The 22740-nt window shown below is 60.4% G+C and carries 22 protein-coding genes; 20 read left to right on the top strand and 2 right to left on the bottom strand.

Features of this window, described 5'->3' with window-relative positions; genetic code table 11:
* The first annotated feature begins 3 nt into the window (after positions 1-3).
* The 15 genes from IB245_RS14320 to IB245_RS14250 all read left to right on the top strand — a co-directional run bounded on the left by IB245_RS14320 (position 4) and on the right by IB245_RS14250 (position 15454).
* A complete protein-coding gene (locus IB245_RS14320) occupies positions 4-789 on the top strand; it encodes a TatD family hydrolase (RefSeq protein WP_008040884.1) in 786 nt (261 codons plus the stop codon).
* Between the two features lie 342 nt (positions 790-1131).
* Positions 1132-1770: a TetR/AcrR family transcriptional regulator gene (locus tag IB245_RS14315; RefSeq protein ID WP_008031613.1), complete on the top strand. Its 639-nt coding sequence runs from the start codon at positions 1132-1134 to the stop codon at positions 1768-1770.
* 138 nt (positions 1771-1908) lie between these two features.
* Positions 1909-2877, top strand: a complete 969-nt coding sequence (locus tag IB245_RS14310; protein WP_150631722.1) for a GTP 3',8-cyclase MoaA — start codon at positions 1909-1911, stop codon at positions 2875-2877.
* A 192-nt stretch (positions 2878-3069) separates the two neighbouring features.
* Positions 3070-3678 (top strand): DUF4823 domain-containing protein, encoded by a 609-nt coding sequence (locus IB245_RS14305; RefSeq protein WP_008040882.1) that lies wholly within the window; start codon positions 3070-3072, stop codon positions 3676-3678.
* A gap of 16 nt (positions 3679-3694) precedes the next feature.
* Positions 3695-4255, top strand: a complete 561-nt coding sequence (locus IB245_RS14300) for a DUF1285 domain-containing protein (protein ID WP_192227903.1) — start codon at positions 3695-3697, stop codon at positions 4253-4255.
* A gap of 200 nt (positions 4256-4455) precedes the next feature.
* Complete coding sequence (locus tag IB245_RS14295; RefSeq protein ID WP_008031621.1) at positions 4456-5172, top strand: FadR/GntR family transcriptional regulator; 717 nt, start codon at positions 4456-4458, stop codon at positions 5170-5172.
* 137 nt (positions 5173-5309) lie between these two features.
* Positions 5310-6185, top strand: coding sequence for an SMP-30/gluconolactonase/LRE family protein (locus tag IB245_RS14290; RefSeq protein WP_192227902.1), 876 nt, complete (start codon positions 5310-5312; stop codon positions 6183-6185).
* A gap of 199 nt (positions 6186-6384) precedes the next feature.
* Entirely contained in the window at positions 6385-7203 is an 819-nt protein-coding gene (locus IB245_RS14285; RefSeq protein WP_192227901.1) for an SDR family oxidoreductase, read from the top strand.
* 125 nt (positions 7204-7328) lie between these two features.
* The gene (locus IB245_RS14280) at positions 7329-8333 is read left to right on the top strand and encodes a substrate-binding domain-containing protein (protein WP_008031628.1); all 1005 of its coding nucleotides are present in this window, start codon (positions 7329-7331) and stop codon (positions 8331-8333) included.
* A gap of 65 nt (positions 8334-8398) precedes the next feature.
* Positions 8399-9943 (top strand): L-arabinose ABC transporter ATP-binding protein AraG, encoded by a 1545-nt coding sequence (araG, locus tag IB245_RS14275; RefSeq protein ID WP_192227900.1) that lies wholly within the window; start codon positions 8399-8401, stop codon positions 9941-9943.
* 12 nt (positions 9944-9955) lie between these two features.
* Entirely contained in the window at positions 9956-10924 is a 969-nt protein-coding gene (gene araH / locus IB245_RS14270) for an L-arabinose ABC transporter permease AraH (RefSeq protein ID WP_032828927.1), read from the top strand.
* A gap of 211 nt (positions 10925-11135) precedes the next feature.
* Entirely contained in the window at positions 11136-11849 is a 714-nt protein-coding gene (locus tag IB245_RS14265; RefSeq protein WP_032828923.1) for a GntR family transcriptional regulator, read from the top strand.
* Positions 11846-12844 carry an ADP-ribosylglycohydrolase family protein gene (locus IB245_RS14260; protein ID WP_192227899.1) on the top strand — a complete coding sequence of 333 codons (999 nt, stop codon included), beginning with the start codon at positions 11846-11848 and terminating at the stop codon, positions 12842-12844. Before IB245_RS14265 ends, IB245_RS14260 begins: the two co-directional genes overlap by 4 nt.
* 221 nt (positions 12845-13065) lie before the next feature.
* Entirely contained in the window at positions 13066-14532 is a 1467-nt protein-coding gene (locus IB245_RS14255) for a purine-cytosine permease family protein (RefSeq protein ID WP_008031640.1), read from the top strand.
* Complete coding sequence (locus IB245_RS14250) at positions 14525-15454, top strand: PfkB family carbohydrate kinase (RefSeq protein WP_192227898.1); 930 nt, start codon at positions 14525-14527, stop codon at positions 15452-15454. The genes IB245_RS14255 and IB245_RS14250 overlap by 8 nt, the downstream gene beginning before the upstream one ends.
* A 185-nt stretch (positions 15455-15639) precedes the next feature.
* On the opposite strand, the gene IB245_RS14245 is transcribed toward IB245_RS14250, so the two are convergent.
* The gene (locus IB245_RS14245; protein WP_192227897.1) at positions 15640-16842 is read right to left on the bottom strand and encodes an MFS transporter; all 1203 of its coding nucleotides are present in this window, start codon (positions 16840-16842) and stop codon (positions 15640-15642) included.
* A 112-nt stretch (positions 16843-16954) separates the two neighbouring features.
* A complete protein-coding gene (locus IB245_RS14240) occupies positions 16955-17608 on the bottom strand; it encodes an HD domain-containing protein (RefSeq protein WP_192227896.1) in 654 nt (217 codons plus the stop codon).
* A gap of 133 nt (positions 17609-17741) precedes the next feature.
* On the opposite strand from IB245_RS14240, the gene IB245_RS14235 reads away from it, so the two are divergent.
* The 5 genes from IB245_RS14235 (at position 17742) to IB245_RS14215 (ending at position 22710) form a co-directional block, all read left to right on the top strand.
* On the top strand, positions 17742-18224 hold the full coding sequence (locus IB245_RS14235) for a GNAT family N-acetyltransferase (RefSeq protein ID WP_008034765.1): 483 nt from the start codon (positions 17742-17744) through the stop codon (positions 18222-18224).
* 173 nt (positions 18225-18397) lie between these two features.
* Complete coding sequence (locus IB245_RS14230; protein ID WP_192227895.1) at positions 18398-19390, top strand: 2-dehydro-3-deoxygalactonokinase; 993 nt, start codon at positions 18398-18400, stop codon at positions 19388-19390.
* 19 nt (positions 19391-19409) lie between these two features.
* Positions 19410-20030, top strand: coding sequence for a 2-dehydro-3-deoxy-6-phosphogalactonate aldolase (locus IB245_RS14225; protein ID WP_008032870.1), 621 nt, complete (start codon positions 19410-19412; stop codon positions 20028-20030).
* Positions 20031-20077: 47 nt separating this feature from the next.
* Positions 20078-21226 carry a galactonate dehydratase gene (gene dgoD / locus IB245_RS14220; RefSeq protein WP_007903915.1) on the top strand — a complete coding sequence of 383 codons (1149 nt, stop codon included), beginning with the start codon at positions 20078-20080 and terminating at the stop codon, positions 21224-21226.
* Positions 21227-21399: 173 nt separating this feature from the next.
* A complete protein-coding gene (locus IB245_RS14215; protein ID WP_008032871.1) occupies positions 21400-22710 on the top strand; it encodes an MFS transporter in 1311 nt (436 codons plus the stop codon).
* Positions 22711-22740 lie beyond the last annotated feature (30 nt).

The following is a 22740-nucleotide window of genomic DNA, read 5'->3' as shown; positions in this document are numbered from 1 at the left end:
TTTATGCTCGTAGATTCCCATTGTCACCTTGATCGCCTTGACCTCGCCGCCCATGACGGCTCGCTGGATGCCGCACTCGATGCGGCCCGCCAGCGCGGGGTAGGGCACTTTCTGTGTATCGGCGTCAGTGTCGACAACGCCGCAGACGTCAAAGCCCTGGCCGAACGTTATGACGATGTCGACTGTTCGGTCGGCGTGCACCCGTTGGACGTGCAACCGGGCGCTGCGCCAGCGCTGGACTGGCTGCTGCAGGAGCTCAACCACCCGCGTGTGGTCGCGATTGGTGAAACCGGCCTGGATTACCACTACGAACCTGAAGCGGCGGAGTTGCAGCAGGAATCGTTTCGCCTGCACCTGCAAGCCGCGCAGCAGACCGGCAAACCGGTGATCATTCACACGCGCGGTGCCCGGGCGGACACGCTGAACCTGCTGCGCGAGGCCGCGTTGCCCCAGGCCGGCGTTTTGCATTGCTTTACCGAAGATTGGGACATGGCCAAAGCGGCGCTGGACATGGGTTACTACATTTCCCTGTCGGGCATCGTCACTTTCCGCAACGCCGATGCGCTGCGTGACGTGGCCAGTAAAGTGCCCGCCGACCGATTGCTGGTGGAAACCGACTCGCCGTACCTGGCGCCGATCCCTTATCGCGGCAAGCCGAACCTGCCGCAATATGTGCGGGAAGTGGCAGAGTTTCTGGCAATGCTACGCGGTGAATCCTACGAGCGATTTGCCGCGCAGACGACCGAGAACTTCAAGCGACTGTTCCCGCTGGCGCATGTGAAAGGTTAAATCGCAGGCAAAAAAAACCCGGGTTCTGGGGGGTGAATCCGGGTTAAGACCATTAGGAGTAAAACAATGGTACGCGGTCCGTTGGTACCAATATCGACGCGGCACTTGGGGGAGATGCCCCGCCGACAGTTGAAGTATTGATCAGTATTGCGCTGAGTCCAGTTTACCGGCCCAGGTTTTTAAACAATTTTGGAATACAGGCGCTTCGGAAGAGTTCTCATTAAAAGCTGGTGCTGACAGAATTCATCTAGAAACACAGATATGGAAGGATGATCCGTGCATTTTGCCGCAAGTTAGGCATAATACGCGGCTTCGAATTTTGACCCCGACAGACCTTTTCTTATGCATAAAGAACCTCGTAAGGTCCGTGAATTTCGTCGCCGTGAGCAAGAAATTCTCGATACCGCGCTCAAGCTGTTCCTCGACCAAGGTGAAGACAGTGTCACCGTCGAGATGATTGCTGATGCCGTCGGTATCGGCAAAGGCACAATCTACAAGCACTTCAAATCCAAGGCGGAGATCTACCTGCGCCTGATGCTCGATTACGAGCGCGATTTGAACGAGCTGTTGCATTCGGCCGATGTCGACAAGGACAAGGAAGCGCTGTCCCGGGCCTACTTCGAATTCCGCATGCGCGATCCGCAACGTTACCGCTTGTTCGATCGCCTGGAAGAAAAGGTGGTCAAGGGCAACCAGGTGCCGGAGATGATCGAGGAGCTGCACAAGATTCGCGCCTCGAACTTCGAACGCCTGACCCTGCTGATCAAGGGCCGGATCAGCGAAGGCAAGCTTGAAGACGTGCCGCCTTACTTCCATTACTGCGCATCCTGGGCGCTGGTGCACGGCGCCGTGGCGCTGTATCACTCGCCGTTCTGGAGCAATGTGCTGGAAGATCAGGAAGGCTTCTTCCAGTTCCTGATGGACATCGGCGTGCGCATGGGCAACAAGCGCAAGCGCGACACCGACACGCCGAGTAGCTGAGTCATTCAGTTGCCTTATTGCGCCATGATTTCGCTATATGGCGCAGTACCTCAGTAATATACTCAGGCATGGGACTTGCTAAAACTTGATTTGTGAGTCAAGTTTTACGTCGTCCGAATTCCTTGTGCCGGAGTGACCATGATCGTTGACCGTCAAGGCAGGCGTTTTCGTAATCTGCGAATCAGCCTGACCTCCGCCTGCAATTACGCGTGTACCTACTGCGTGCCTAACGGCAAGCGGCTGGTCGCTGCACAGGATGAACTGTCGGCTGAGGCCATGGCACGCGGCGTTGCCTACTTGATCGAGGCGGCGGGGATCGAACGGCTGCGCATCACCGGCGGTGAGCCGTTGGTCAGCCCCAAACTCGAAGCCTTCATGACCGCTGTCGGGCAGATGGGCCTGCAAGACATCAGCCTGACCACCAATGGTCAATTGCTGGCGAAAAAACTGCCCCTGCTGGTCGATGCCGGCATTCGTCGCATCAACGTTTCCCTCGATACCCTGGATGCCGGCGCATTCCGCAGCATTGCTCGCGGCGGCGATCTGGCGACTGTGCTCGATGGCATGGACCAGGCCAGCGCCGCCGGCATGAAGATCAAGGTCAACATGGTGCCGTTGCGCGGGCAGAACCTCGATCAGGTGATGCCGTTGCTCGATTATTGCCTGGAACGCGGTTACGAGTTGCGCTTCATCGAACTGATGCGCATGGGCCACCTGGCCAGCGACAACAACGCATTCCTGCAACAATTCGTCAGCCTTCAGCAACTGCTGAGCTTGATCGGTGATCGCTATGAGTATCTCCAGGCCGATGCGCCGGTTGACGCCACGGCGGTGCGCTATGAAATTCCGGGGCAGGGCTATTTCGGGGTAATCGCCAACGAAAGTGTTCCGTTCTGTCGAACCTGTTCGCGGCTTCGCCTGTCTTCAACCGGGTGGCTGCATGGCTGCCTGTCGTCGAGCAATCGTCACTATGTCGGCGATCTGCTGGACAAACCGCGTCATCAGGCATTGCCGGCTTTGCAGCGACTCTTGGTGAAGGCCTTGGGTGACAAGCAGGAAGTGGCATTTTCCGGTGGTGCGACCGTCATGAAAATCATCGGCGGCTGAACCGGCCTCTTCGCGGGCAAGCCTCGCTCCTACAGGATGGTTGTTGGCACAATTTTGTGAACGACATAAACCTGTAGGAGCGAGGCTTGCCCGCGAATGCGTTCGAACAGGCAACGACGTTCTGGAGCTGGCGCGGAAGCTGCATCCCATGGCCATTCGCCGGTTTTCCGTCACCGGCCTCTGGAGGGTAGGATGCGTAGCCTGGTTTTGCTGCTGGCCGTTTTGGCGCTTGGTGGCTGCATGAATGTCAGCGATATGGCTGAAGAAGCTCGCTACCACATGAGCGACGTGGGGCTGCTTGACCACAGCGACAGCCGCCGCGTGCACAACCTGCGCATTCAGCCGGATTCGTTCGTCTATATCGCCCAAGGCGCCTTTGTGCCGCCGGGCAGTGCGGTCTACCCGCGACCTAACGTGATCGCCGAAGTCGCCTTCGACGGTTTTATCGAATACTTCCCGATGGTCCGCCGTGCACGCACGCCGGAAGGCCTCGACCAGGCCATGGGCGAAGCCCGTGCGGTCGGTGCGCATTACCTGCTCTACACCCGTTTCGCCAAGACTGACGACCGTATCGGCAACACGGACGAATGGCTCGATCAGGAAGCCGTGGATCGTCTCGGTATCGACTCTGGCGTGATTCAGATCATGTTGATCGAGACCAGCACCCAGTATTTGATTGATACTGCACGTATCAAGAGTCGTGGCGGTTTACTGACGTTCTACGACAAAAAACCTGAAGACCTGATGGGCCCGCCGCTGCGGCAATACGCGCGCAGCCTGCTGGGGTTCAGCGACCAGTAATTCCAAGGAGAACGCCATGAGTGGCCCGCAAAAAGCCAACGACCTGTTGGGGCAAATCCCCAAGACCCAAGGCTTGCCACCGGTCCACTTGTGGAATCCCGACTTCTGCGGCGACATCGACATGCGCATCGCCCGCGACGGCACCTGGTATTACCTGGGCACGCCGATCGGGCGCAAGCCGATGGTCAAACTGTTCTCCACCATCATTCGCCGCGACGGCGATGATTATTTCCTCATCACCCCGGTCGAGAAAGTCGGCATCAAGGTTGACGATGCTCCGTTCGTGGCGATTGCCGTGGATGTTGAAGGCGAGGGTGAAGCCCAGGTCTTGCGCTTCACCACCCATGTGGATGAAACCGCCGAGGCCGGTGCCGACCATGCGATCCGCGTGGTGATTGATCCGGTGACACAAGAGCCTGCGCCTTACGTGCATGTGCGCACCAATCTCGAAGCGCTGATTCATCGCAATGTGTTTTACCAATTGGTGGAGCTGGCGGTGACTCGTGAAGTCGATGGGCAGCGTTGGCTTGGTGTATGGAGTGGCGGCATCTTCTTCCCCATCGGTCTCGAGCCTTGAGTCGTCAGTGCTGACGCCTTCGCGGGCAAGCCTCGCTCCTACAGAGTTCGCCGGCACCTGTAGGAGCGAGGCTTGCCCGCGAAGAACGATAACGCGATCTCGCTACTCAGCTTCAAAATCAAATTGACACCCAATCGTATGATGATTAGCGTGGGCAACCATCGCGAACGGCATTGTGCCGTCCCTGCATCGAGGTGCCCATGTCCAGCAGTTTTCACGCATCGACGGTCGATTGGCTGGGTTGCTGGATTGCGGCGGGCCAGGTAAAACCCGGCGAAACCCTAAAGGTTGAGGCTGACCTGGGCGAGCAGCTCGGCGTCAGTCGCACTGTCATCCGCGAAGCCATCAAAACCCTGGTCGCCAAAGGCATGCTCGAAGTCGGGCCGAAGGTCGGCACGCGGGTATTGCCGGTGCGGCGCTGGAACCTCTTCGATCCGCAAGTCGTCGGCTGGCTGTCCCGCAGCGGCCTGCCGGAAAACTTCGTCGACGACCTCCTCGATTTACGCCGCACCATCGAGCCGATGGCCGTGCGCTGGGCCTGCGAGCGAGCGACCGTCGAGCAGGTGCAGGCGGTGCTTCAGGCCTATAACGCGCTGGAGCGGGCGGTGCACAGCGGCATCGATTACAACCGCGCCGACCAGTTCTTCCACGAGTGCATCCTCGCGGCCAGCCACAATCAATTCATCGAACAAATGGTCCCGGCCCTCGGCGCGTTGCTGGCGGTGTCTTTTGAAGTCTCCGCCGCCGATCCGGACGAACTGCGCCGCACGCTGCCGATACACAAAGACATGGCCGACGCCATCGCCGCCCGCGACGCGGCGCGCGGTGTGTGGGCCTGCATGACGCTGATCGACAACGCCGACCTGGCCATCAAACGTTTCTACCCGAAAGTCATGGCCGACAAAAAAGCCGGCTAAAAACATAGAACCCTGTAGGAGCGAGCCTGCTCGCGAAAAACTTCAAGGCAGCGCGTTTATGCAGCGGACACGCGTTACCGTTGACGTCCATCGCGAGCAAGCTCGCTCCTACAAACAAGAACAACGCAGGAGGTTTCATGGAGTGGAACGCAGTCACCGGACACCGGGCACGCCTCGGCGAAGGCCCGTTCTGGGATGCGCCGACGCAGGCCCTCTATTGGGTGGATATCGCCGGTAAACAGGCGCTGCGCCTGATCGGTGCCAACGTGCAGATCTGGCAGATGCCCGAGCACGTGTCGGCTTTCATTCCCTGCGAAAGCGGCGATGCGCTGGTGACGTTGAGCAGTGGCGTGTATCGGCTCGATCTGGATTCACCAGGCCTTGAGCCACGGCTGACCTTGTTCTGCGTCGCGGACCCGCAGCCGGGCAATCGCGGCAACGAAGCCCGTTGCGATACCCAGGGGCGACTCTGGCTCGGCACCATGCAAAACAACATCGGCGAAAATGGCGAAGACCTGCCCGTTGTGCGGCGTTCCGGCGGCTTGTTTCGTATCGACCGCGATGCCCGGGTCACGCCGCTGCTGCGCGGTTTGGGCATTCCCAACACGTTGTTGTGGAGCGATGACGCCACCACGCTTTATTTCGCCGACAGCCTGGATGGCACGCTCTACCAGCATTTCATCCGCACCGACGGCGGCCTCGATCCCGCGCTGGTCTGGTTCGGCCCGCATCAACGTGGCGGCCCCGACGGCTCGGCGATGGATGCCAGAGGTTATATCTGGAACGCGCGCTGGGACGGCAGCTGCCTGATCCGGCTGACACCGGATGGGTATGTCGATCGCATCATCGAATTGCCAGTCAGTCGCCCGACCAGTTGTGTCTTCGGCGGCGCCGACCTGAAAACCCTCTACATCACCAGCGCTGCGAGCCCGCTCAACCATCCGCTGGACGGCGCGGTGTTGTCGATTCGGGTCGATATACCAGGAAAGCCCTGTACGAGATTTGCCGATTAAATCCCAAAATATGGGATGTAAAATTATATATTGAGATTATTTGGCAGTCGGGTTTATAGTCGGCTCCAATCAGTTACACGCACTCACACTTAAAAAAACAAAACAGGTGAAGTGATGCAGCGATTTTCCAACACGTTTTTTGGCCGGACATCGACAGATGCCCGGTTTTTGTCGTGCCCGCGAAAGGGAGCGCTGATCCATGGCTGAAACGCTCTCCCTACCTCCAGTGCCCGAGCCGCCGAAGGGCGAGCGCCTGAAAAACAAGGTCGTGCTGCTGACCGGCGCCGCTCAGGGCATCGGCGAGGCGATTGTTGCGGCCTTCGCTTGCCAGCAAGCCAGGCTGATCATCAGCGACATCCAGGGCGAGAAAGTCGAAAGCGTCGCAGCGCATTGGCGCGCCCAAGGCTTCGATGTTCAGGCGATCAAGGTTGACGTATCCAATCAACAAGACCTGCACGCGATGGCAAAAAGGGCCGTCGAGTTGCACGGCCGCATCGACGTGCTGGTCAACTGCGCCGGCGTCAACGTGTTCCGCGATCCGCTGGAAATGACCGAAGAAGACTGGCGCCGCTGCTTCGCCATCGACCTCGATGGCGCCTGGTTCGGCTGCAAGGCGGTGCTGCCGCAGATGATCGAGCAGGGCATCGGCAGCATCATCAACATCGCCTCGACCCATTCCACGCACATCATTCCCGGCTGCTTCCCGTACCCGGTGGCCAAGCACGGTTTGCTCGGCCTGACCCGCGCACTGGGCATCGAATACGCGCCGAAAGGCATTCGCGTCAACGCCATTGCACCGGGCTACATCGAAACCCAATTGAACGTCGATTACTGGAACGGTTTTGCCGACCCCCAGGCCGAACGTCAGCGCGCTTTCGATCTGCATCCGCCGCGGCGCATTGGCCAGCCGATTGAAGTGGCGATGACGGCAGTCTTCCTGGCCAGCGATGAAGCGCCGTTCATCAACGCCTCGTGCATCACCATCGATGGTGGGCGCTCGGTGATGTACCACGACTGAATAACCGGGGTTTCAGGCGCGGAATTACGCCTGAAATCCAATCATCATACGATATGACTATTTGCTACAACGTTTGCACCGGCTTTGAAAAATAACGCTCAAAAAAAATAACAAGGAGTCAGCTTATGAATCGTCGTCGTGGGATCCGTTCCCTGTGCTGTGCCGCTTTGGCGGTCACCGCGGTCAGCCTCAGCAGCAGCTTGCTGGCGGCCGAGGAAGTGAAGATCGGTTTTCTGGTCAAGCAGGCGGAAGAGCCCTGGTTCCAGACCGAATGGGCCTTCGCCGAAAAGGCCGGCAAAGAGAAAGGCTTCAAGGTCATCAAGATCGCCGTGCCGGACGGCGAGAAAACCCTGTCCGCCATCGACAGCCTGGCTGCCAACGGCGCCAAGGGCTTCGTGATTTGCCCGCCGGACGTGTCCCTCGGCCCGGCGATCATGGCCAAAGCCAAACTCAACGGTTTGAAAGTGATTGCCGTGGATGACCGCTTCGTCGATGCCAGCGGCAAGTTCATGGAAGACGTTCCCTACCTCGGCATGGCGGCGTTCGAAGTCGGCCAGAAGCAGGGCGCGGCGATGGCCGCCGAAGCGAAAAAACGCAACTGGGACTGGAAAGACACCTACGCGGTCATCAACACCTACAACGAACTCGACACCGGCAAGAAGCGCACCGACGGTTCGGTCAAGGCGCTGGAAGACGCCGGCATGCCAAAAGACCACATCCTGTTCTCGGCCCTGAAAACCCTCGACGTGCCGGGCAGCATGGACGCCACCAACTCGGCGCTGGTGAAACTGCCGGGCGCGGCGAAGAACCTGATCATCGGCGGCATGAACGACAACACCGTGCTGGGCGGCGTACGCGCCACCGAGAGCGCCGGTTTTGCTGCGGCCAACGTGATCGGCATCGGCATCAACGGCACCGACGCCATCGGCGAACTGAAAAAGCCCAACAGCGGCTTCTTCGGCTCGATGCTGCCAAGCCCGCACATCGAGGGTTACAACACCGCCAGCATGATGTTCGAGTGGGTCACCACCGGCAAAGAGCCGGCGAAGTACACGGCGATGGACGACGTGACCCTGATCACGCGCGACAACTTCAAGCAGGAACTGGAAAAAATCGGCCTCTGGAACTGAGGCGCGGTTGATTTCATCGGCGGCCCTGGCGACGGGGCTGCCTGATCTGTGTGATGAGGTGTTTTATGCACGCGCAAGTACAGACACAACACGACAGCGTTGGCGGCAGCCTGCGCTTCAACGGGATCGGCAAGACCTTTCCCGGGGTGAAGGCGCTGGACGGCATCAGCTTCGTCGCCCATCCGGGTCAGGTTCATGCCTTGATGGGTGAGAACGGCGCCGGCAAATCGACCCTGCTGAAAATCCTCGGCGGCGCCTACACGCCGAACAGCGGCGACCTGCAGATCGGCGAGCGAACGATGGTCTTCAAGTCCACCGCCGACAGCATCGGCAACAAGGTGGCGGTGATCCATCAGGAACTGCATCTGGTGCCGGAAATGACCGTGGCGGAAAACCTGTTCCTCGGTCATTTGCCTGCCAGTTTCGGCCTGATCAATCGCAACGCACTGCGACAACAAGCACTGGCCTGCCTCAAGGGCCTGGCCGATGAAATCGATCCGCAGGAGAAAGTCGGGCGCCTGTCCCTCGGTCAACGGCAACTGGTGGAAATCGCCAAGGCGTTGTCCCGGGGCGCGCATGTGATCGCGTTCGACGAGCCGACCAGCAGCCTCTCGGCGCGGGAGATCGATCGCTTGATGGCGATCATCGGGCGCCTGCGCGACGAAGGCAAAGTGGTGCTCTACGTCTCCCATCGCATGGAAGAAGTGTTCCGCATCTGCAACGCGGTGACAGTGTTCAAGGACGGCCGCTACGTGCGCACCTTCGAGGACATGAGCGAGCTGACCCACGATCAATTGGTCACGTGCATGGTCGGGCGCGACATTCAGGACATCTACGATTACCGCCCGCGCCAGCGTGGCGCGGTGGCGTTGAGGGTCGACGGTCTGCTCGGGCCGGGCTTGCGTGAGCCGGTGAGTTTCGATGCGCACAAAGGCGAGATCCTCGGGCTGTTTGGTCTGGTGGGGGCAGGGCGAACCGAGCTGTTCCGCATGCTCAGCGGCCTTGAGCGCAACACCGCCGGGCGCCTGGAATTGCGCGGGCATGAACTGAAACTGCGTTCACCCCGCGATGCGATTGCCGCCGGCATTCTGCTGTGTCCCGAGGACCGCAAGAAGGAGGGCATCATGCCGCTCTCCAGCGTCGCCGAGAACATCAACATCAGCGCGCGCGGCGCCCATTCCACCTTCGGTTGCCTGTTGCGCGGCCTGTGGGAGAAGGGCAACGCCGACAAGCAGATCAAGGCGCTGAAAGTGAAGACGCCCAGCGCGGAGCAGAAAATCATGTACCTGTCCGGCGGCAATCAGCAGAAGGCGATTCTCGGCCGCTGGCTGTCGATGCCGATGAAAGTCCTGCTGCTCGACGAACCGACTCGCGGCATCGACATCGGCGCCAAGGCCGAGATTTACCAGATCATCCATAACCTGGCTGAAAGCGGCATCGCGGTGATCGTGGTGTCCAGCGACCTGATGGAAGTGATGGGTATTTCCGACCGCATCCTGGTGCTCTGCGAAGGCGCGATGCGCGGCGAACTGTCCCGTGACGAGGCCAACGAATCCAACCTGCTGCAACTGGCTTTGCCGCGCCACCGTGCTGACGGCGTGGCGAACTGAGAGGTGACTATGATGACAACCCAAAACAACGCTCTGCCCACCCAGCGCAAACCTCTGGACCTGCGGCGCTTTCTCGATGACTGGGTGATGTTGCTCGCGGCCGTCGGGATCTTTGTGCTCTGCACCTTGCTGATCGACAACTTCCTTTCGCCGCTGAACATGCGCGGTCTGGGCCTGGCGATTTCCACCACCGGGATAGCCGCGTGCACCATGTTGTATTGCCTGGCGTCGGGGCATTTCGACTTGTCGGTGGGCTCGGTGATTGCCTGTGCCGGCGTGGTCGCGGCGGTGGTGATGCGCGACACCGACAGCGTTTTTCTCGGTGTGGTGGCGGCGCTGTTCATGGGGTTGATCGTCGGGCTGATCAACGGGATCGTGATCGCCAAGCTGCGGGTCAATGCATTGATCACTACGTTGGCGACCATGCAGATCGTTCGCGGTCTGGCCTACATTTTTGCCAATGGCAAAGCGGTGGGCGTGTCGCAGGAGTCGTTCTTCGTCTTCGGTAACGGCCAGTTGTTTGGCGTGCCGGTGCCGATCCTGATCACCATTGCCTGCTTCCTGTTTTTCGGCTGGCTGCTGAATTACACCACCTACGGGCGCAACACCATGGCCATCGGCGGCAACCAGGAAGCGGCGTTGCTGGCCGGGGTCAACGTTGACCGGACCAAGATCATCATCTTCGCCGTGCACGGTGTGATCGGGGCGTTGGCCGGGGTGATTCTGGCGTCGCGGATGACTTCCGGCCAGCCGATGATCGGGCAGGGTTTCGAGCTGACGGTGATCTCGGCGTGTGTGCTTGGCGGGGTTTCGCTCAGTGGCGGGATCGGCATGATCCGGCATGTGATCGCCGGGGTGTTGATTCTGGCGATCATCGAGAATGCGATGAACCTGAAGAACATCGATACGTTTTATCAGTACGTGATTCGTGGTTCGATCTTGCTACTGGCTGTGGTTATCGACCGTCTGAAACAACGCTGAGATTTTTGTTGTCTGTGCTGGCCCCTTCGCGGGCAAGCCTCGCTCCTACAGGTAATGTGTCGTGCATGGATTACGCGACTGACATTAACCTGTAGGAGCGAGGCTTGCCCGCGAAGGCGATGAACCTGATTCACCTCGCGACTGCCTCCTTCCGTCACCCCCCCTAAATATGTCTTGCCTGTTACAAGTCGTTTCGGGTATCAATTTGTACATGATTAGACAGGTACGATTTGACAAGAAACAACGGGTGGTCGACGAACTCATCCGGCGCATTGAAAGCGGCCTCATGGAGGACGGCTTTCAGTTGCCGGGCGAGCATCAGTTGGCTCAAGAATTCAAAGTCAGCCGAGGTACGCTGCGTGAAGCCCTGGCCGAATTGAAACGGCGCAACTACATCGCGACGCAAAGTGGTGTCGGTTCCATCGTCACGTTCGACGGGGTGGTGCTCGATCAGCGCAGCGGTTGGGCGCAGGCGCTGGCCGACAGCGGGGCGCTGATCAATACCGAAGTGCTGCGGCTCGAGGCGGTGACTCGCCCCGACCTGCTGCCGCGTTTCGGCACTGACCAATTCATCACCCTCGACCGCCGCCGTCGTTCCACCGACGGCAAGCTGGTTTCCCTCGAACGCTCATTGATGCCCGCCACCGGAGGCCTGGAAAGCCTGCCGCGTGTCGGCCTGATCGACAATTCCCTGACCATCACCCTGGCCGCGTACGGCTACATCGGCGAGCGCGGCGATCAATGGATCGGCGCCGAACCCTTGAACGCCGAAGACGCCGAGCTGCTCGGTCGTCCGGTCGGCACGGTGTTCCTCAAAGCCTTGCGCACCACCTACGATCGGCAGAACCGCTTCATGGAGCAGGTCGAAAGCCTGCTCGATCCCGTGCACTTTCGCCTGCACCTGCAATTTGGAAACCCACAATGACCGCGCTCAATCGTGCACTGGGCGCGTTTTACGGACTGGCCCTGGGCGATGCGCTGGGCATGCCGACGCAATCGCTGAGCCGCGCCGTCATCAAGGCGCGTTTCGGTGAAATCACCGATCTGCAAGACGCCGGCCCCAATCAACCGATTGCGGCCAACATGCCTAAAGGCTCGATCACCGACGACACCGAACAGGCCATTCTGGTCGGTCAGTTGTTGATCGACGGCAAGGGCAGGATCGAACCGTCGGTATTGGCGCAACGGCTGATCGAATGGGAAGCCGCGATGCAGGCCAAGGGCTCGCAGGATTTGCTCGGGCCGTCGACCAAACGGGCGATCGAGATGATCCTCGCCGGTCATTCGCCGGAAGAAGCGGGGCGCTACGGCACCACCAACGGCGCGGCGATGCGCATAACACCCGTCGGCATTTCGGCGGATGTCCGCGATCCCGAGCGTTTCATCAACGCCGTGGTGCAGGCCTGCCAGGTCACCCACAACACCACGCTGGGCATCTCCAGCGCGGCGGCGGTGGCGGCGGTGGTCTCGGCCGGCATCAACGGCATGGACCTCGGCGAGGCATTGAACCTCGGCCAGCAAATCGCCCAGCAAGCGGAAAGCCACGGTCACTGGGTCGCGGGCGGACGCATTGCCTCGCGCATCAGTTGGGCGCGGACGATCAGCGTCGACAGCGACAAGGCGATGCTGGCGGATTTGATGTACGACGTGATTGGCACGTCGGTGGCTTCGCAGGAGTCGGTGGTAGTTTCGTTTGCCTTGGCGCAGCAAGTGGCCATCGGTGAAATAAATGCCTTCGACGCGCTGTGCATGGCCGCAGGTCTGGGGGGCGACACCGACACCATCGCGGCGATTCTGGGGGCCATGCTCGGGGCTTGCCTGGGGCTTGAGAGTTGGCCGGTGGCGATGATCGATAAGGTCAAAGCCGTTAACTCGTTGGAGTTGGAGCCGTTGGTGCAGGGTCTGTTGGCTTTGCGTTGACTGGGCTGGCCTCTTCGCGAGCAAGCCCGCTCCCACAGGTACAGCGTGTCCCGTGAGGTTTGCACGATCCCTGTGGGAGCGGGCTTGCTCGCGAAGGGCGCGCCGCATATTGAATATTTCACCCGCAATGGATCGCACTGACTTGGCCAGGACAGCCGGGATGTTGTTTTCGTCTTCCGTCATTGCCCATAACCACAACAAAGGCAACAGGAGCATTTCACATGAGTTCATCGAACGCCGGGCAAAGCGCCGGGCAACTGGAAACCCGGGGCATCGAGCCGGTGCCGGAAGCCGAATGCAACGGGCATCCGCTGCAGCTGTTCTGGGTCTGGTTCGCCGCTAACATTTCCATCCTCGGCCTGCCGCTCGGCGCTACGCTGGTGGCGTTTCGCGGGTTGGCGATCTGGCAGGCGATCATCGTCGCGATCCTCGGCGCTGCCGGTTCCTTTGCGGTGGTCGGGATCATTTCCATCGCCGGTCGCCGTGGCCGCGCACCGAGCCTGACGCTGTCGCGGGCGATCTTCGGCGTACGTGGCAACATCGGCCCGACCCTGGTTTCGCTGATGTCGCGGCTGGGTTGGGAAACCGTCAACACCACCACCGCCGCGTTCGTGTTGCTGTCGCTGTGCTCGATCCTGTTCGGCTCGCCGGTGGAAGCCAAAAGCGCACCGGTGCTGACCCTGATCTTCATCGCGATTTTCGTGCTGCTGACCTTGTCGGTGTCCGGCCTCGGTCACGCGACGTTGCTGGTGATTCAGAAGTGGGCGACTTATGTGTTCGGCGCGCTGAACATTCTGGTCGGCGGTTTCCTCTGCGCCACCATCGACTGGAGCGCCGTGTTCAACGCCACGCCTGCACCGCTTAGCGCAATGATCATCGGCGTCGGCACCATGGCCGCCGGCACCGGGATCGGTTGGGCCAACGCCGGTGCGGACATGTCGCGTTATCAGCATCGCAGTGTCAAGGCGGCACGTCTGGTGGCTTCCGCCGCGTTTGGTGCCGGGATCCCGCTGGTGTTGCTGATCACCCTCGGCGGCCTGCTGTCGGTGGGCAACAACGACCTGGCGTCGGCCACTGACCCGATCATCGCGATCCGCGACATGCTGCCGACCTGGATGGCCGTGCCGTACCTGATCACCGCGTTCGGCGGCTTGCTGCTGTCGAACAACCTGTCGGTGTATTCCGCCGGCTTGACCACGCTGACCCTCGGCCTGAAGGTCAAGCGCGTCTACGCCGTGGTGGTCGACATCGTCGCGATTTTCGCCGGTTCGATTTACTTCATGCTGATCGCCGACAGTTTCTACGGCCCGTTCATCACCTTCATTTCGCTGCTGGCCGTGCCGATCACGGCGTGGGTCGGGATCTTCGTCGTTGACCTGATTCATCGTCATTACTACAGCCCCAAAGACCTGCTGGACGTCAGCCCGAGCAGCGCCTACTGGTATCGCGGCGGCGTCGAGTGGCGTGCTTTCGGTGCGTGGGCCCTGGCGATCGTGCTGGGTTTCAGCTTCACCACCATTGGCACCACCGAACAAACCGTCTGGTTCCGTGGGTTCCTCTCCGACTCGTGGCTGGGGCATAACGGCCTTGGCTGGATCGTGACGTTCCTGGTCGCCGGCGGGATTTATTTTGTACTCGGCGGGGCCAGGGATCGCCGCGCCGCGTCGCTCGAGAATGCTCATGCCTAAAATGTTGCACACCGGCCAGGTCATCATCGACCTGGTCATGGCCGTGGATAAACTGCCTCAAGCCGGCGGCGACGTACTGGCGCAATCCGCCAGTTTCGAAGCCGGTGGCGGGTTCAATGTGATGGCCGCCGCTCAGCGTAATGGCTTGCCGGTGGTTTACCTGGGCCGTCACGGCAGCGGTCGTTTCGGCGATCTGGCGCGTGAGGCGATGAAGGCTGAAGGCATTCGCATCGGCATTGCTCACAGTGCTGAACGAGATACGGGGTTGTGCGTAGCGATCACGGACGCCTCGGCTGAACGTAGTTTTGTTTCCTACATCGGCGCCGAAGGTGAAGTGTCCGCAGAGGATTTGAACAGCGTAGCGGCGCAGGCGGGCGACTATGTCTACGTCAGCGGCTACAGCCTGTTGCATGTCGGCAAGGCTCAGGCGCTGGTGGATTGGGTGTTGGATTTGCCCGCCGGGATCAATGTCGTATTTGACCCGGGCCCGCTGGTGGAATCACCCGATGCGCCGTTGATGCAGGCGTTGTTGCCGCGCATCGATGTGTGGACCAGCAACAGCGTCGAGGCGCTGCGGTTTACCGGGGCGTCGGACATTGCCGAGGCGCTGGATCGACTGGCCGATCATCTGCCGTCGAAGGTGTTGATGGTGGTTCGCGACGGTCCGCAAGGGTGCTGGATTCATCAGCATGGCGAGCGTCAGCACGTGCCGGGTTTCAAGGTTGAGGCGGTGGACAGCAACGGCGCCGGGGATGCCCATGCCGGGGTGTTTGTGGCCGGGTTGGCGCGAGGGTTGTCGGCGGGTGAAGCGGCGCGGCGGGCGAATGCGGCTGCGGCGCTGGCGGTGACTCGGTGGGGGCCGGCGACTTCGCCTGGGGCGGATGAGGTGGATGCGTTGATCAGCGAGAGTTTCGGCGCCTGATCTGACGTCTTCGCGGGCAAGCCTCGCTCCTACAAGAACTACGCGATCCCTTGTAGGAGCGAGGCTTGCCCGCGAAGGGGTCCTCAAACGTTTACACGTCCAGCTTGCGCGCCGCCTCAACCCCAGCCGCACCAAGCTTGATCGGTTTTATCGACGCTCATGGATACTAATGAACAACGAACGGTTCAGGCCTCTTGCAACGTTTTGACCGTGTAGCGGCGCCAGATCAGGCGGCCCACGGTGATCAGCCAGTTCAACAACGCCACGGCAAGAACGGTGAGCAACAGTGTCGCCATCCCGTGTTCGACGATGATCTTCCCGGCCAGCAACGGAAAGCCGAACACACCAATGAAGTACGACAGGCTGAACAGCAGCAACGCTTGCGCGGTGGTGCCGTGCGGCGCTTCATTCGCCGCCAGGCCATTGATCACCGAATACGTCAGCCCGTAACCGACCCCGAGCATTATCGCCGCGAGCACGTAGCTGAAGCCGCTGTCGACCACAAAACCGAACATCACAATCGAAACCATCATCAGCCCCGACAACAGGCAAGACGCGCGGAACGGATCGCGCTTGACCACGAATCCGGCAATCACCATCCGGCTGCTGATCGCCGCGCCCATGAAGCCGAAAAAGAACAGCGAGTAATCCAGCGAACGAGACGCCGCGTAGCTGGTTTGGAAACTCGACAGACCGCCGAACACGCAGCCGCCGAGGCCGACCATGAGGATCGGGAACACTGCGCGGGACGACAAAATCTGCCGGGTTGCGTGCCAGGAAATGCGTGCGACCGCAGCGGTAGGCGAGGGCGCTTTTTTCAGCTGCGCGTCCAGGCGCCAGAACAGTAAAACGCCGATCAGGCTGGCCAGCGCCGCGAGGTAAAACGCCGCCGTTACGGGATAGCCCAGCGCACTGGCTGCGCGGCCCAGCAACGGGCCGCTGCCGATCCCGGTCATCATGCTGCCCGACAGCAGCGCGAAATATCTGGCCCGCTGGGCAGGCGTCACAAGGCTGGCGACGATGATCGGCCCGAGCGTATAGAAAACGCCCCAGCCCAAACCCAGCAGCAAGCCGAAAAACAGCAGCAGATGGCCGAAGCCCGGCGTCAGTGCAAAACCCAGGCTGGCCGCCACCAGCAGCACGCCGAACAGCGCAATCGAACGCGCCGCGCCAAGCCAGTCGGACAAGTGCCCGGAAACGATCACCGCCGCAAACGTACTGAGCATCGCCGCCGAAATCACACTGCCGGCATCGTGTTCATTACCGCCGCGCGAGCCGATCAACAGCGACAGCAAAAACGTCGAGCCATAGGACAGCGACAGCAAATAACTGGCGAGGCAAAACAGGCCGAACAGTTTGCTGGAGACCTGAGGTGGAGCAGTAGACATGACGCGCTTCCTTGACCCGATAACGGAGAGTGTCATCTATCTATCATGCAAGGCGCCGATGTTAGGTCTGAGGTTATCGATTCCAGGGTTAGTGGTGGGCGGAGTAATGCACTCAGCCGATGCCGATTTCTTCCTTGAACAGCTCCATGAAATTTTTCAAACGTTCATGCCGGATGCGGGCCAGGCGTTGCCCGGTGAGGGTCTGGAAGCCGTCTGCCAAGTGCAGCAGCTTGGTCTGGAAATGATCGAGGCAAAAGCGCTTGTCATCGTATTCCCGCGCATTCGCTTCCGGGTCTTGTGGGTCATACAGCGCGCTGCCCATGCGACCGGCGATGTAAAAGGTGCGCGCAACGCCGAGCATGCCAAGGGAATCGAGACGGTCGGCGTCCTGCATGATTTTCGCTTCCAGGGAACTTGGAGTGATGTTGGCAGAAAAGCTGTGGGCCTCGATGGCGTGTACAACGGCGCTGATTTTTGCGCTGGGCCAGTGCATGTCGGTCAACACTGCAGAGGCCTTCTCGGCGGCCAGCCGCGATGCTTGCGAACGCAACGGCGAGTTCTTCTCCACCGACACGCAATCATGCAAAAGCACCGCTGCCAGCAGCACTTCAATATCGCCACCTTCCTCGGCATGAAGAGTGCGCACGTTGTGCCAGACCCGCTGCAGGTGCGACACATCGTGGGCGCCGTCTTCCGTGGGTTCCAGTGCGTGGGGCAGCAACCTGGCGGCGAGGATTGGCAGCGGCGCGAAAGCATCAGTCGTCATAAACGTCCTGTTAAGTGAAAACGGTTGGGGCAGCGGCTCCACATCCTCCATAGATCAGCTTTGAATTTCCAGTGTGACGAGCGTTGCGCGCCGACTTAGTATGGCGTTTTCCACTTTTGACGAAGGCACGTCCATGACGATCGAAATCCGCCCGGCGACCCCCAGCGATGCTCCGCAAATCCTCGCGTTCATCACTGAACTGGCCGATTACGAACGTGCCCGCCACGAAGTCATCGCCAGCGTCGCCGACATCGAGCGCAGCCTGTTCAGCGAAGGCGCCACCGCCCACGGCCTGATCTGCCTGCGCGACGGTTTGCCGATCGGCTTTGCGGTGTTCTTCTTCAGCTATTCAACCTGGCTCGGCAGCAACTGCCTATACCTCGAAGACCTCTACATCACTCCCGAACAGCGCGGTGGCGGTGCCGGTAAAACCCTGCTGCGCCACTTGGCGAAAATTGCCTGCGCCAATGATTGCGGGCGTTTTGAGTGGAGCGTGCTGGACTGGAACAAGCCGGCTATCGAGTTCTATAAATCCTTGGGTGCGCAGCCACAGGAAGAGTGGGTGCGGTATCGGATGGATGGTGCGGTGCTAAGGGATTTTGCTGCGGGCAATTGATCGTTTAAAGGATCGCAGCCCTCGGCGGCTCCTAATAGGGGAGCTGCCGAGGGCTGCGATCTTTTTTTGGCTTGATCCCAAAATATGGGATGTATATTTATATATTGAGATTTTACCGTGTCAGGGTTTATAGTCCAGCTCACTCACTGCCAATAAACAAAACAGGTGAAGCGATGCTGGCGCAATTGATCGCGCTCGATTGGGGGACAACCTCATTACGTGCTTACAAACTCGCCGCGGGTGGCCAGGTGCTCGAACAGCGTTCGCTGTCATCGGGAATCATGCAGCTGCCCCGGACGCCGCGAATCATTAACGGTCTGGCATGCACCGACGGTTTTGAACTGGCCTTTGACGAGGCCTGCGGTGACTGGCTCGATGAGCAACCCGGTTTGCCGGTGATTGCCTGCGGCATGGTTGGCAGCGCGCAAGGCTGGTGCGAAGCGGCCTACCGTGACACGCCGGCAAACGTTGCCAATCTCGGAACTTCCCTACAAACCATTCGCAGTCTTCGCGGTGTCGATGTGCACATCGTGCCGGGCGTGATTCAGCGTTCGCGCCTGCCGAACGTGATGCGCGGTGAAGAAACCCAGGTCCTCGGCGTGCTGCAAAACCTGGCGGGCGAGGCGGGCAGCGATCTGTTGATCGGCCTGCCGGGCAGCCATTCGAAATGGGTGGAAGTGGCCGATGGCTGCATCGTGCATTTCGACACCTTCATGACCGGCGAAGTCTTCGCGGTGCTCAGCGAACACAGCATTCTGGGGCGCACCCAGCAACGCGGTGGGTCTTTCGATGGCGACGCGTTTGACCGTGGCGTGCAAGTGGCCCTGTCGGCGGACGGCGAAATCGGCCCGCTGTCGACGCTGTTCAGTGCGCGCAGCCTCGGGCTGACCGGCGAACTGAGCGGCAGTGCGCAACCGGATTATTTGTCCGGCCTGTTGATCGGCCACGAGCTGTCGGCGCTGGCCACGGTTCAGCGGCGTCGGCGCAACAGCGTTCATCTGCCGTCGATCATTCTCATCGGCAATTCCCAACTCTGTGCCCGTTACAGCCGGGCGCTCGACGCCTGCGGTTTTGCCCGAGTGACGCTGGCCGAACAGGCCACCGAACGCGGGTTGTGGCAACTGGCGCTCGCCGCCGGGCTGATCACTCCAAACCCATCCCGTTAAACCTGACTGGAGGTCTGACATGCTCAAACAAGCATTGGCGCAAAACGGTCTGATCGCAATCCTGCGTGGCCTGCGCCCGCAGGAAGCGGCAGCTATCGGAGAAGTCCTTTACGCAGCCGGATTTCGCGTCATCGAAGTGCCGCTCAATTCCCCCGAGCCGTACGAAAGTATCCGCATCCTGCGCAGTACCTTGCCTGCCGATTGCCTGATCGGCGCAGGCACGGTGCTGACGCCGGAGCAGGTCGAGCAAGTGAAAGCCGCCGGCGGGCAGGTCATCGTCATGCCCCACAGCGATCCCAAAGTGCTGCGTGCCGCGAAGGCCGCCGGGTTGTTTCTGTCGCCTGGCGTGGCGACGCCGACCGAAGCGTTCGCTGCATTGGCGGAAGGCGCGGACGTGCTGAAGATGTTCCCCGCCGAGCAAATGGGCCCGGCGGTTGTAAAAGCCTGGCTGGCGGTGCTGCCCGCCGGGACGATTCTGGCGCCGGTGGGCGGGATCACCCCGGAGAACATGCAGGTGTTTATCGATGCGGGCGTGAAGGGCTTCGGCCTCGGGTCCGGGTTGTTCAAACCGGGCATGACTGCGGCGCAAGTGGCGTCCAACGCCAAGGCCTACGTCGCTGCATGGAACGCTCTGCGTTAAGACTTTTTTGGCGCCGAGCGCGCTGCATCTAATAAGAGAGAGAAGAGATGAAAATCACCAAACTGACCACCTTCATCGTTCCGCCGCGCTGGTGCTTCCTGAAAGTGGAAACCGACGAGGGCGTGACCGGTTGGGGCGAACCCGTGGTCGAAGGCCGTGCCCACACGGTGGCGGCTGCCGTTGAAGAATTGTCCGACTACCTGATCGGCAAAGACCCACGCAACATCGAAGACATCTGGACCGTGCTGTATCGCGGCGGCTTCTACCGGGGCGGTGCGATCCACATGAGTGCGCTGGCCGGTATCGACCAGGCGTTGTGGGACATCAAGGGCAAGGCCTTGGGTGTGTCGGTCAGCGACCTGCTCGGTGGTCAGGTGCGCGACAAGATTCGTGTCTATTCGTGGATTGGCGGTGACCGTCCGGCAGACACTGCGCGCGCCGCGAAAGAAGCGGTCAGCCGTGGTTTCACCGCCGTGAAAATGAACGGCACCGAAGAGCTGCAATTCCTCGATTCCTTCGAGAAAGTCGACCTGGCCCTGGCCAACGTCGCCGCCGTGCGTGATGCGGTCGGCCCGAACGTCGGTATCGGTGTGGACTTCCATGGCCGGGTGCACAAGCCCATGGCCAAGGTGCTGATGAAGGAACTCGATCCGTACAAACTGATGTTCATCGAAGAGCCGGTGCTCAGCGAAAACTACGAAGCGCTGAAGGAGCTGGCACCGCTGACCAGCACACCGATTGCCCTCGGTGAACGCTTGTTCTCGCGTTGGGATTTCAAGCGCGTGCTCAGCGAAGGTTACGTCGACATCATCCAGCCGGATGCTTCTCATGCCGGTGGCATCACCGAGACTCGCAAGATCGCCAACATGGCCGAAGCCTACGACGTAGCGCTGGCGCTGCATTGCCCGTTGGGGCCGATTGCACTGGCGGCGTGTCTGCAACTGGATGCGGTTTGCTACAACGCGTTCATCCAGGAACAGAGCCTGGGTATCCACTACAACGAGAGCAACGACCTGCTGGATTACGTCAAGGATCCGCGAGTGTTCGATTACGACAAAGGCTTCGTGAAAATTCCGAACGGCCCGGGCCTGGGGATCGAGATCAACGAGGAATACGTGATCGAACGCGCGGCGGTCGGCCACCGCTGGCGCAACCCGATCTGGCGCCATGCCGATGGCAGTTTTGCCGAGTGGTGAGTGATCGCCGACCCACCGCAAATCCCCTGTAGGAGCCGGCTTGCTGGCGATAGCGGCACATCATTCAACATTGATGGTGCCTGACACACCCCTATCGCCAGCAAGCCGGCTCCTACAGGGTTCAGTGCAAGTCTTTAGACCGACCTCAATAAACATAAGAAGAGGCATTCCCCATGCAACCGCAAACCCTCACCGGGCAGGCGTCGTTGGTGGCGCCCAGCCGCAAGCGTTTTTTCATCATGGTCCTGCTGTTCATCACCGTAGTGATCAACTATCTGGACCGCAGCAACCTGTCCATCGCCGCCCCGGCGCTGACCAGTGACCTGGGCATCGACCCGATCCACGTCGGACTGATCTTCTCCGCGTTCGGCTGGACCTACGCCGCCATGCAGATCCCCGGCGGCTGGCTGGTGGATCGCGTCCCGCCGCGCATCCTTTATAGCCTCGCCTTGCTGCTGTGGTCGATCGCCACGGTGATGCTCGGTTTCGCCGCCAGCTTCATTGCGCTGTTCGTCTTGCGCATGGCGGTCGGTGCACTGGAAGCCCCGGCGTATCCGATCAACAGCCGCGTGGTTACCACCTGGTTCCCGGAGCGTGAGCGCGCCACGGCCATTGGTTTCTACACCTCCGGCCAGTTCGTCGGGTTGGCGTTCCTGACGCCGGTACTCGCCTGGTTGCAGCATGAATTTGGCTGGCACATGGTGTTCGTCAGCACCGGTGCGGTGGGCATTCTCTGGGCGGTGATCTGGTACGCGGTGTATCGCGAACCGCGGGATTTCAAAGGCGCCAACGACGCTGAAATCGACCTGATCCGCGAAGGCGGCGGGCTGGTGGATATTCAGGCCGAGCAAGCGAAGGTCAAGGCCAAATTCAGCTGGACCGACCTCGGCATCGTCCTGACCAAGCGCAAGTTGTGGGGCATTTACCTTGGCCAGTTCTGCCTCAACTCGACGTTGTGGTTTTTCCTGACGTGGTTCCCGACCTACCTGGTGAAGTACCGCGGCATGGATTTCATCAAGTCCGGCCTGCTGGCATCGTTGCCGTTTCTCGCCGCTTTCGTCGGCGTACTCTGTTCCGGGTTCTTCTCCGACTTCCTGATCCGTCGCGGCTACACGGTGGGTTTCGCCCGCAAGTTGCCGATCATTGGCGGCTTGCTGATTTCCACCTCGATCATCGGCGCCAATTTCGTCGAGTCGACGCCGCTGGTGATTGCCTTCCTCGCCTTGGCGTTCTTCGGTAACGGTCTGGCTTCGATCACCTGGTCACTGGTTTCAACGCTGGCACCGGCACGCTTGTTGGGGCTGACCGGTGGCGTGTTTAACTTCATCGGCAACCTGTCGGCGATTGCCACGCCGATTGTCATCGGTTTCCTCGCCAGCGGTGATTCGTTCGCTCCAGCGATCACCTACATCTCGGTTCTCGCGTTGTTGGGTGCGCTTTCCTACATTCTGCTGGTCGGGAAGGTCGAGCGTATCAAGTTGTAGTCGTAGCCGTCGGGCGACCATAATGCCGCC

The organism is Pseudomonas sp. PDM02 (assembly GCF_014852285.1).
GTDB lineage: Bacteria > Pseudomonadota > Gammaproteobacteria > Pseudomonadales > Pseudomonadaceae > Aquipseudomonas > Aquipseudomonas migulae.
The sequence above is the reverse complement of the archived record's forward strand: the minus strand, read 5'-3'. Positions and strand labels throughout refer to the sequence as shown.

Coding starts and splice junctions, on each gene's coding strand:
- IB245_RS14320 (WP_008040884.1), top strand. CDS start 4: ATGCTCGTAGATTCCCATTGTCACCTTGATCGCCTTGACCTCGCCGCC.
- IB245_RS14315 (WP_008031613.1), top strand. CDS start 1,132: ATGCATAAAGAACCTCGTAAGGTCCGTGAATTTCGTCGCCGTGAGCAA.
- IB245_RS14310 (WP_150631722.1), top strand. CDS start 1,909: ATGATCGTTGACCGTCAAGGCAGGCGTTTTCGTAATCTGCGAATCAGC.
- IB245_RS14305 (WP_008040882.1), top strand. CDS start 3,070: ATGCGTAGCCTGGTTTTGCTGCTGGCCGTTTTGGCGCTTGGTGGCTGC.
- IB245_RS14300 (WP_192227903.1), top strand. CDS start 3,695: ATGAGTGGCCCGCAAAAAGCCAACGACCTGTTGGGGCAAATCCCCAAG.
- IB245_RS14295 (WP_008031621.1), top strand. CDS start 4,456: ATGTCCAGCAGTTTTCACGCATCGACGGTCGATTGGCTGGGTTGCTGG.
- IB245_RS14290 (WP_192227902.1), top strand. CDS start 5,310: ATGGAGTGGAACGCAGTCACCGGACACCGGGCACGCCTCGGCGAAGGC.
- IB245_RS14285 (WP_192227901.1), top strand. CDS start 6,385: ATGGCTGAAACGCTCTCCCTACCTCCAGTGCCCGAGCCGCCGAAGGGC.
- IB245_RS14280 (WP_008031628.1), top strand. CDS start 7,329: ATGAATCGTCGTCGTGGGATCCGTTCCCTGTGCTGTGCCGCTTTGGCG.
- araG (WP_192227900.1), top strand. CDS start 8,399: ATGCACGCGCAAGTACAGACACAACACGACAGCGTTGGCGGCAGCCTG.
- araH (WP_032828927.1), top strand. CDS start 9,956: ATGACAACCCAAAACAACGCTCTGCCCACCCAGCGCAAACCTCTGGAC.
- IB245_RS14265 (WP_032828923.1), top strand. CDS start 11,136: ATGATTAGACAGGTACGATTTGACAAGAAACAACGGGTGGTCGACGAA.
- IB245_RS14260 (WP_192227899.1), top strand. CDS start 11,846: ATGACCGCGCTCAATCGTGCACTGGGCGCGTTTTACGGACTGGCCCTG.
- IB245_RS14255 (WP_008031640.1), top strand. CDS start 13,066: ATGAGTTCATCGAACGCCGGGCAAAGCGCCGGGCAACTGGAAACCCGG.
- IB245_RS14250 (WP_192227898.1), top strand. CDS start 14,525: ATGCCTAAAATGTTGCACACCGGCCAGGTCATCATCGACCTGGTCATG.
- IB245_RS14245 (WP_192227897.1), bottom strand. CDS start 16,842: ATGTCTACTGCTCCACCTCAGGTCTCCAGCAAACTGTTCGGCCTGTTT.
- IB245_RS14240 (WP_192227896.1), bottom strand. CDS start 17,608: ATGACGACTGATGCTTTCGCGCCGCTGCCAATCCTCGCCGCCAGGTTG.
- IB245_RS14235 (WP_008034765.1), top strand. CDS start 17,742: ATGACGATCGAAATCCGCCCGGCGACCCCCAGCGATGCTCCGCAAATC.
- IB245_RS14230 (WP_192227895.1), top strand. CDS start 18,398: ATGCTGGCGCAATTGATCGCGCTCGATTGGGGGACAACCTCATTACGT.
- IB245_RS14225 (WP_008032870.1), top strand. CDS start 19,410: ATGCTCAAACAAGCATTGGCGCAAAACGGTCTGATCGCAATCCTGCGT.
- dgoD (WP_007903915.1), top strand. CDS start 20,078: ATGAAAATCACCAAACTGACCACCTTCATCGTTCCGCCGCGCTGGTGC.
- IB245_RS14215 (WP_008032871.1), top strand. CDS start 21,400: ATGCAACCGCAAACCCTCACCGGGCAGGCGTCGTTGGTGGCGCCCAGC.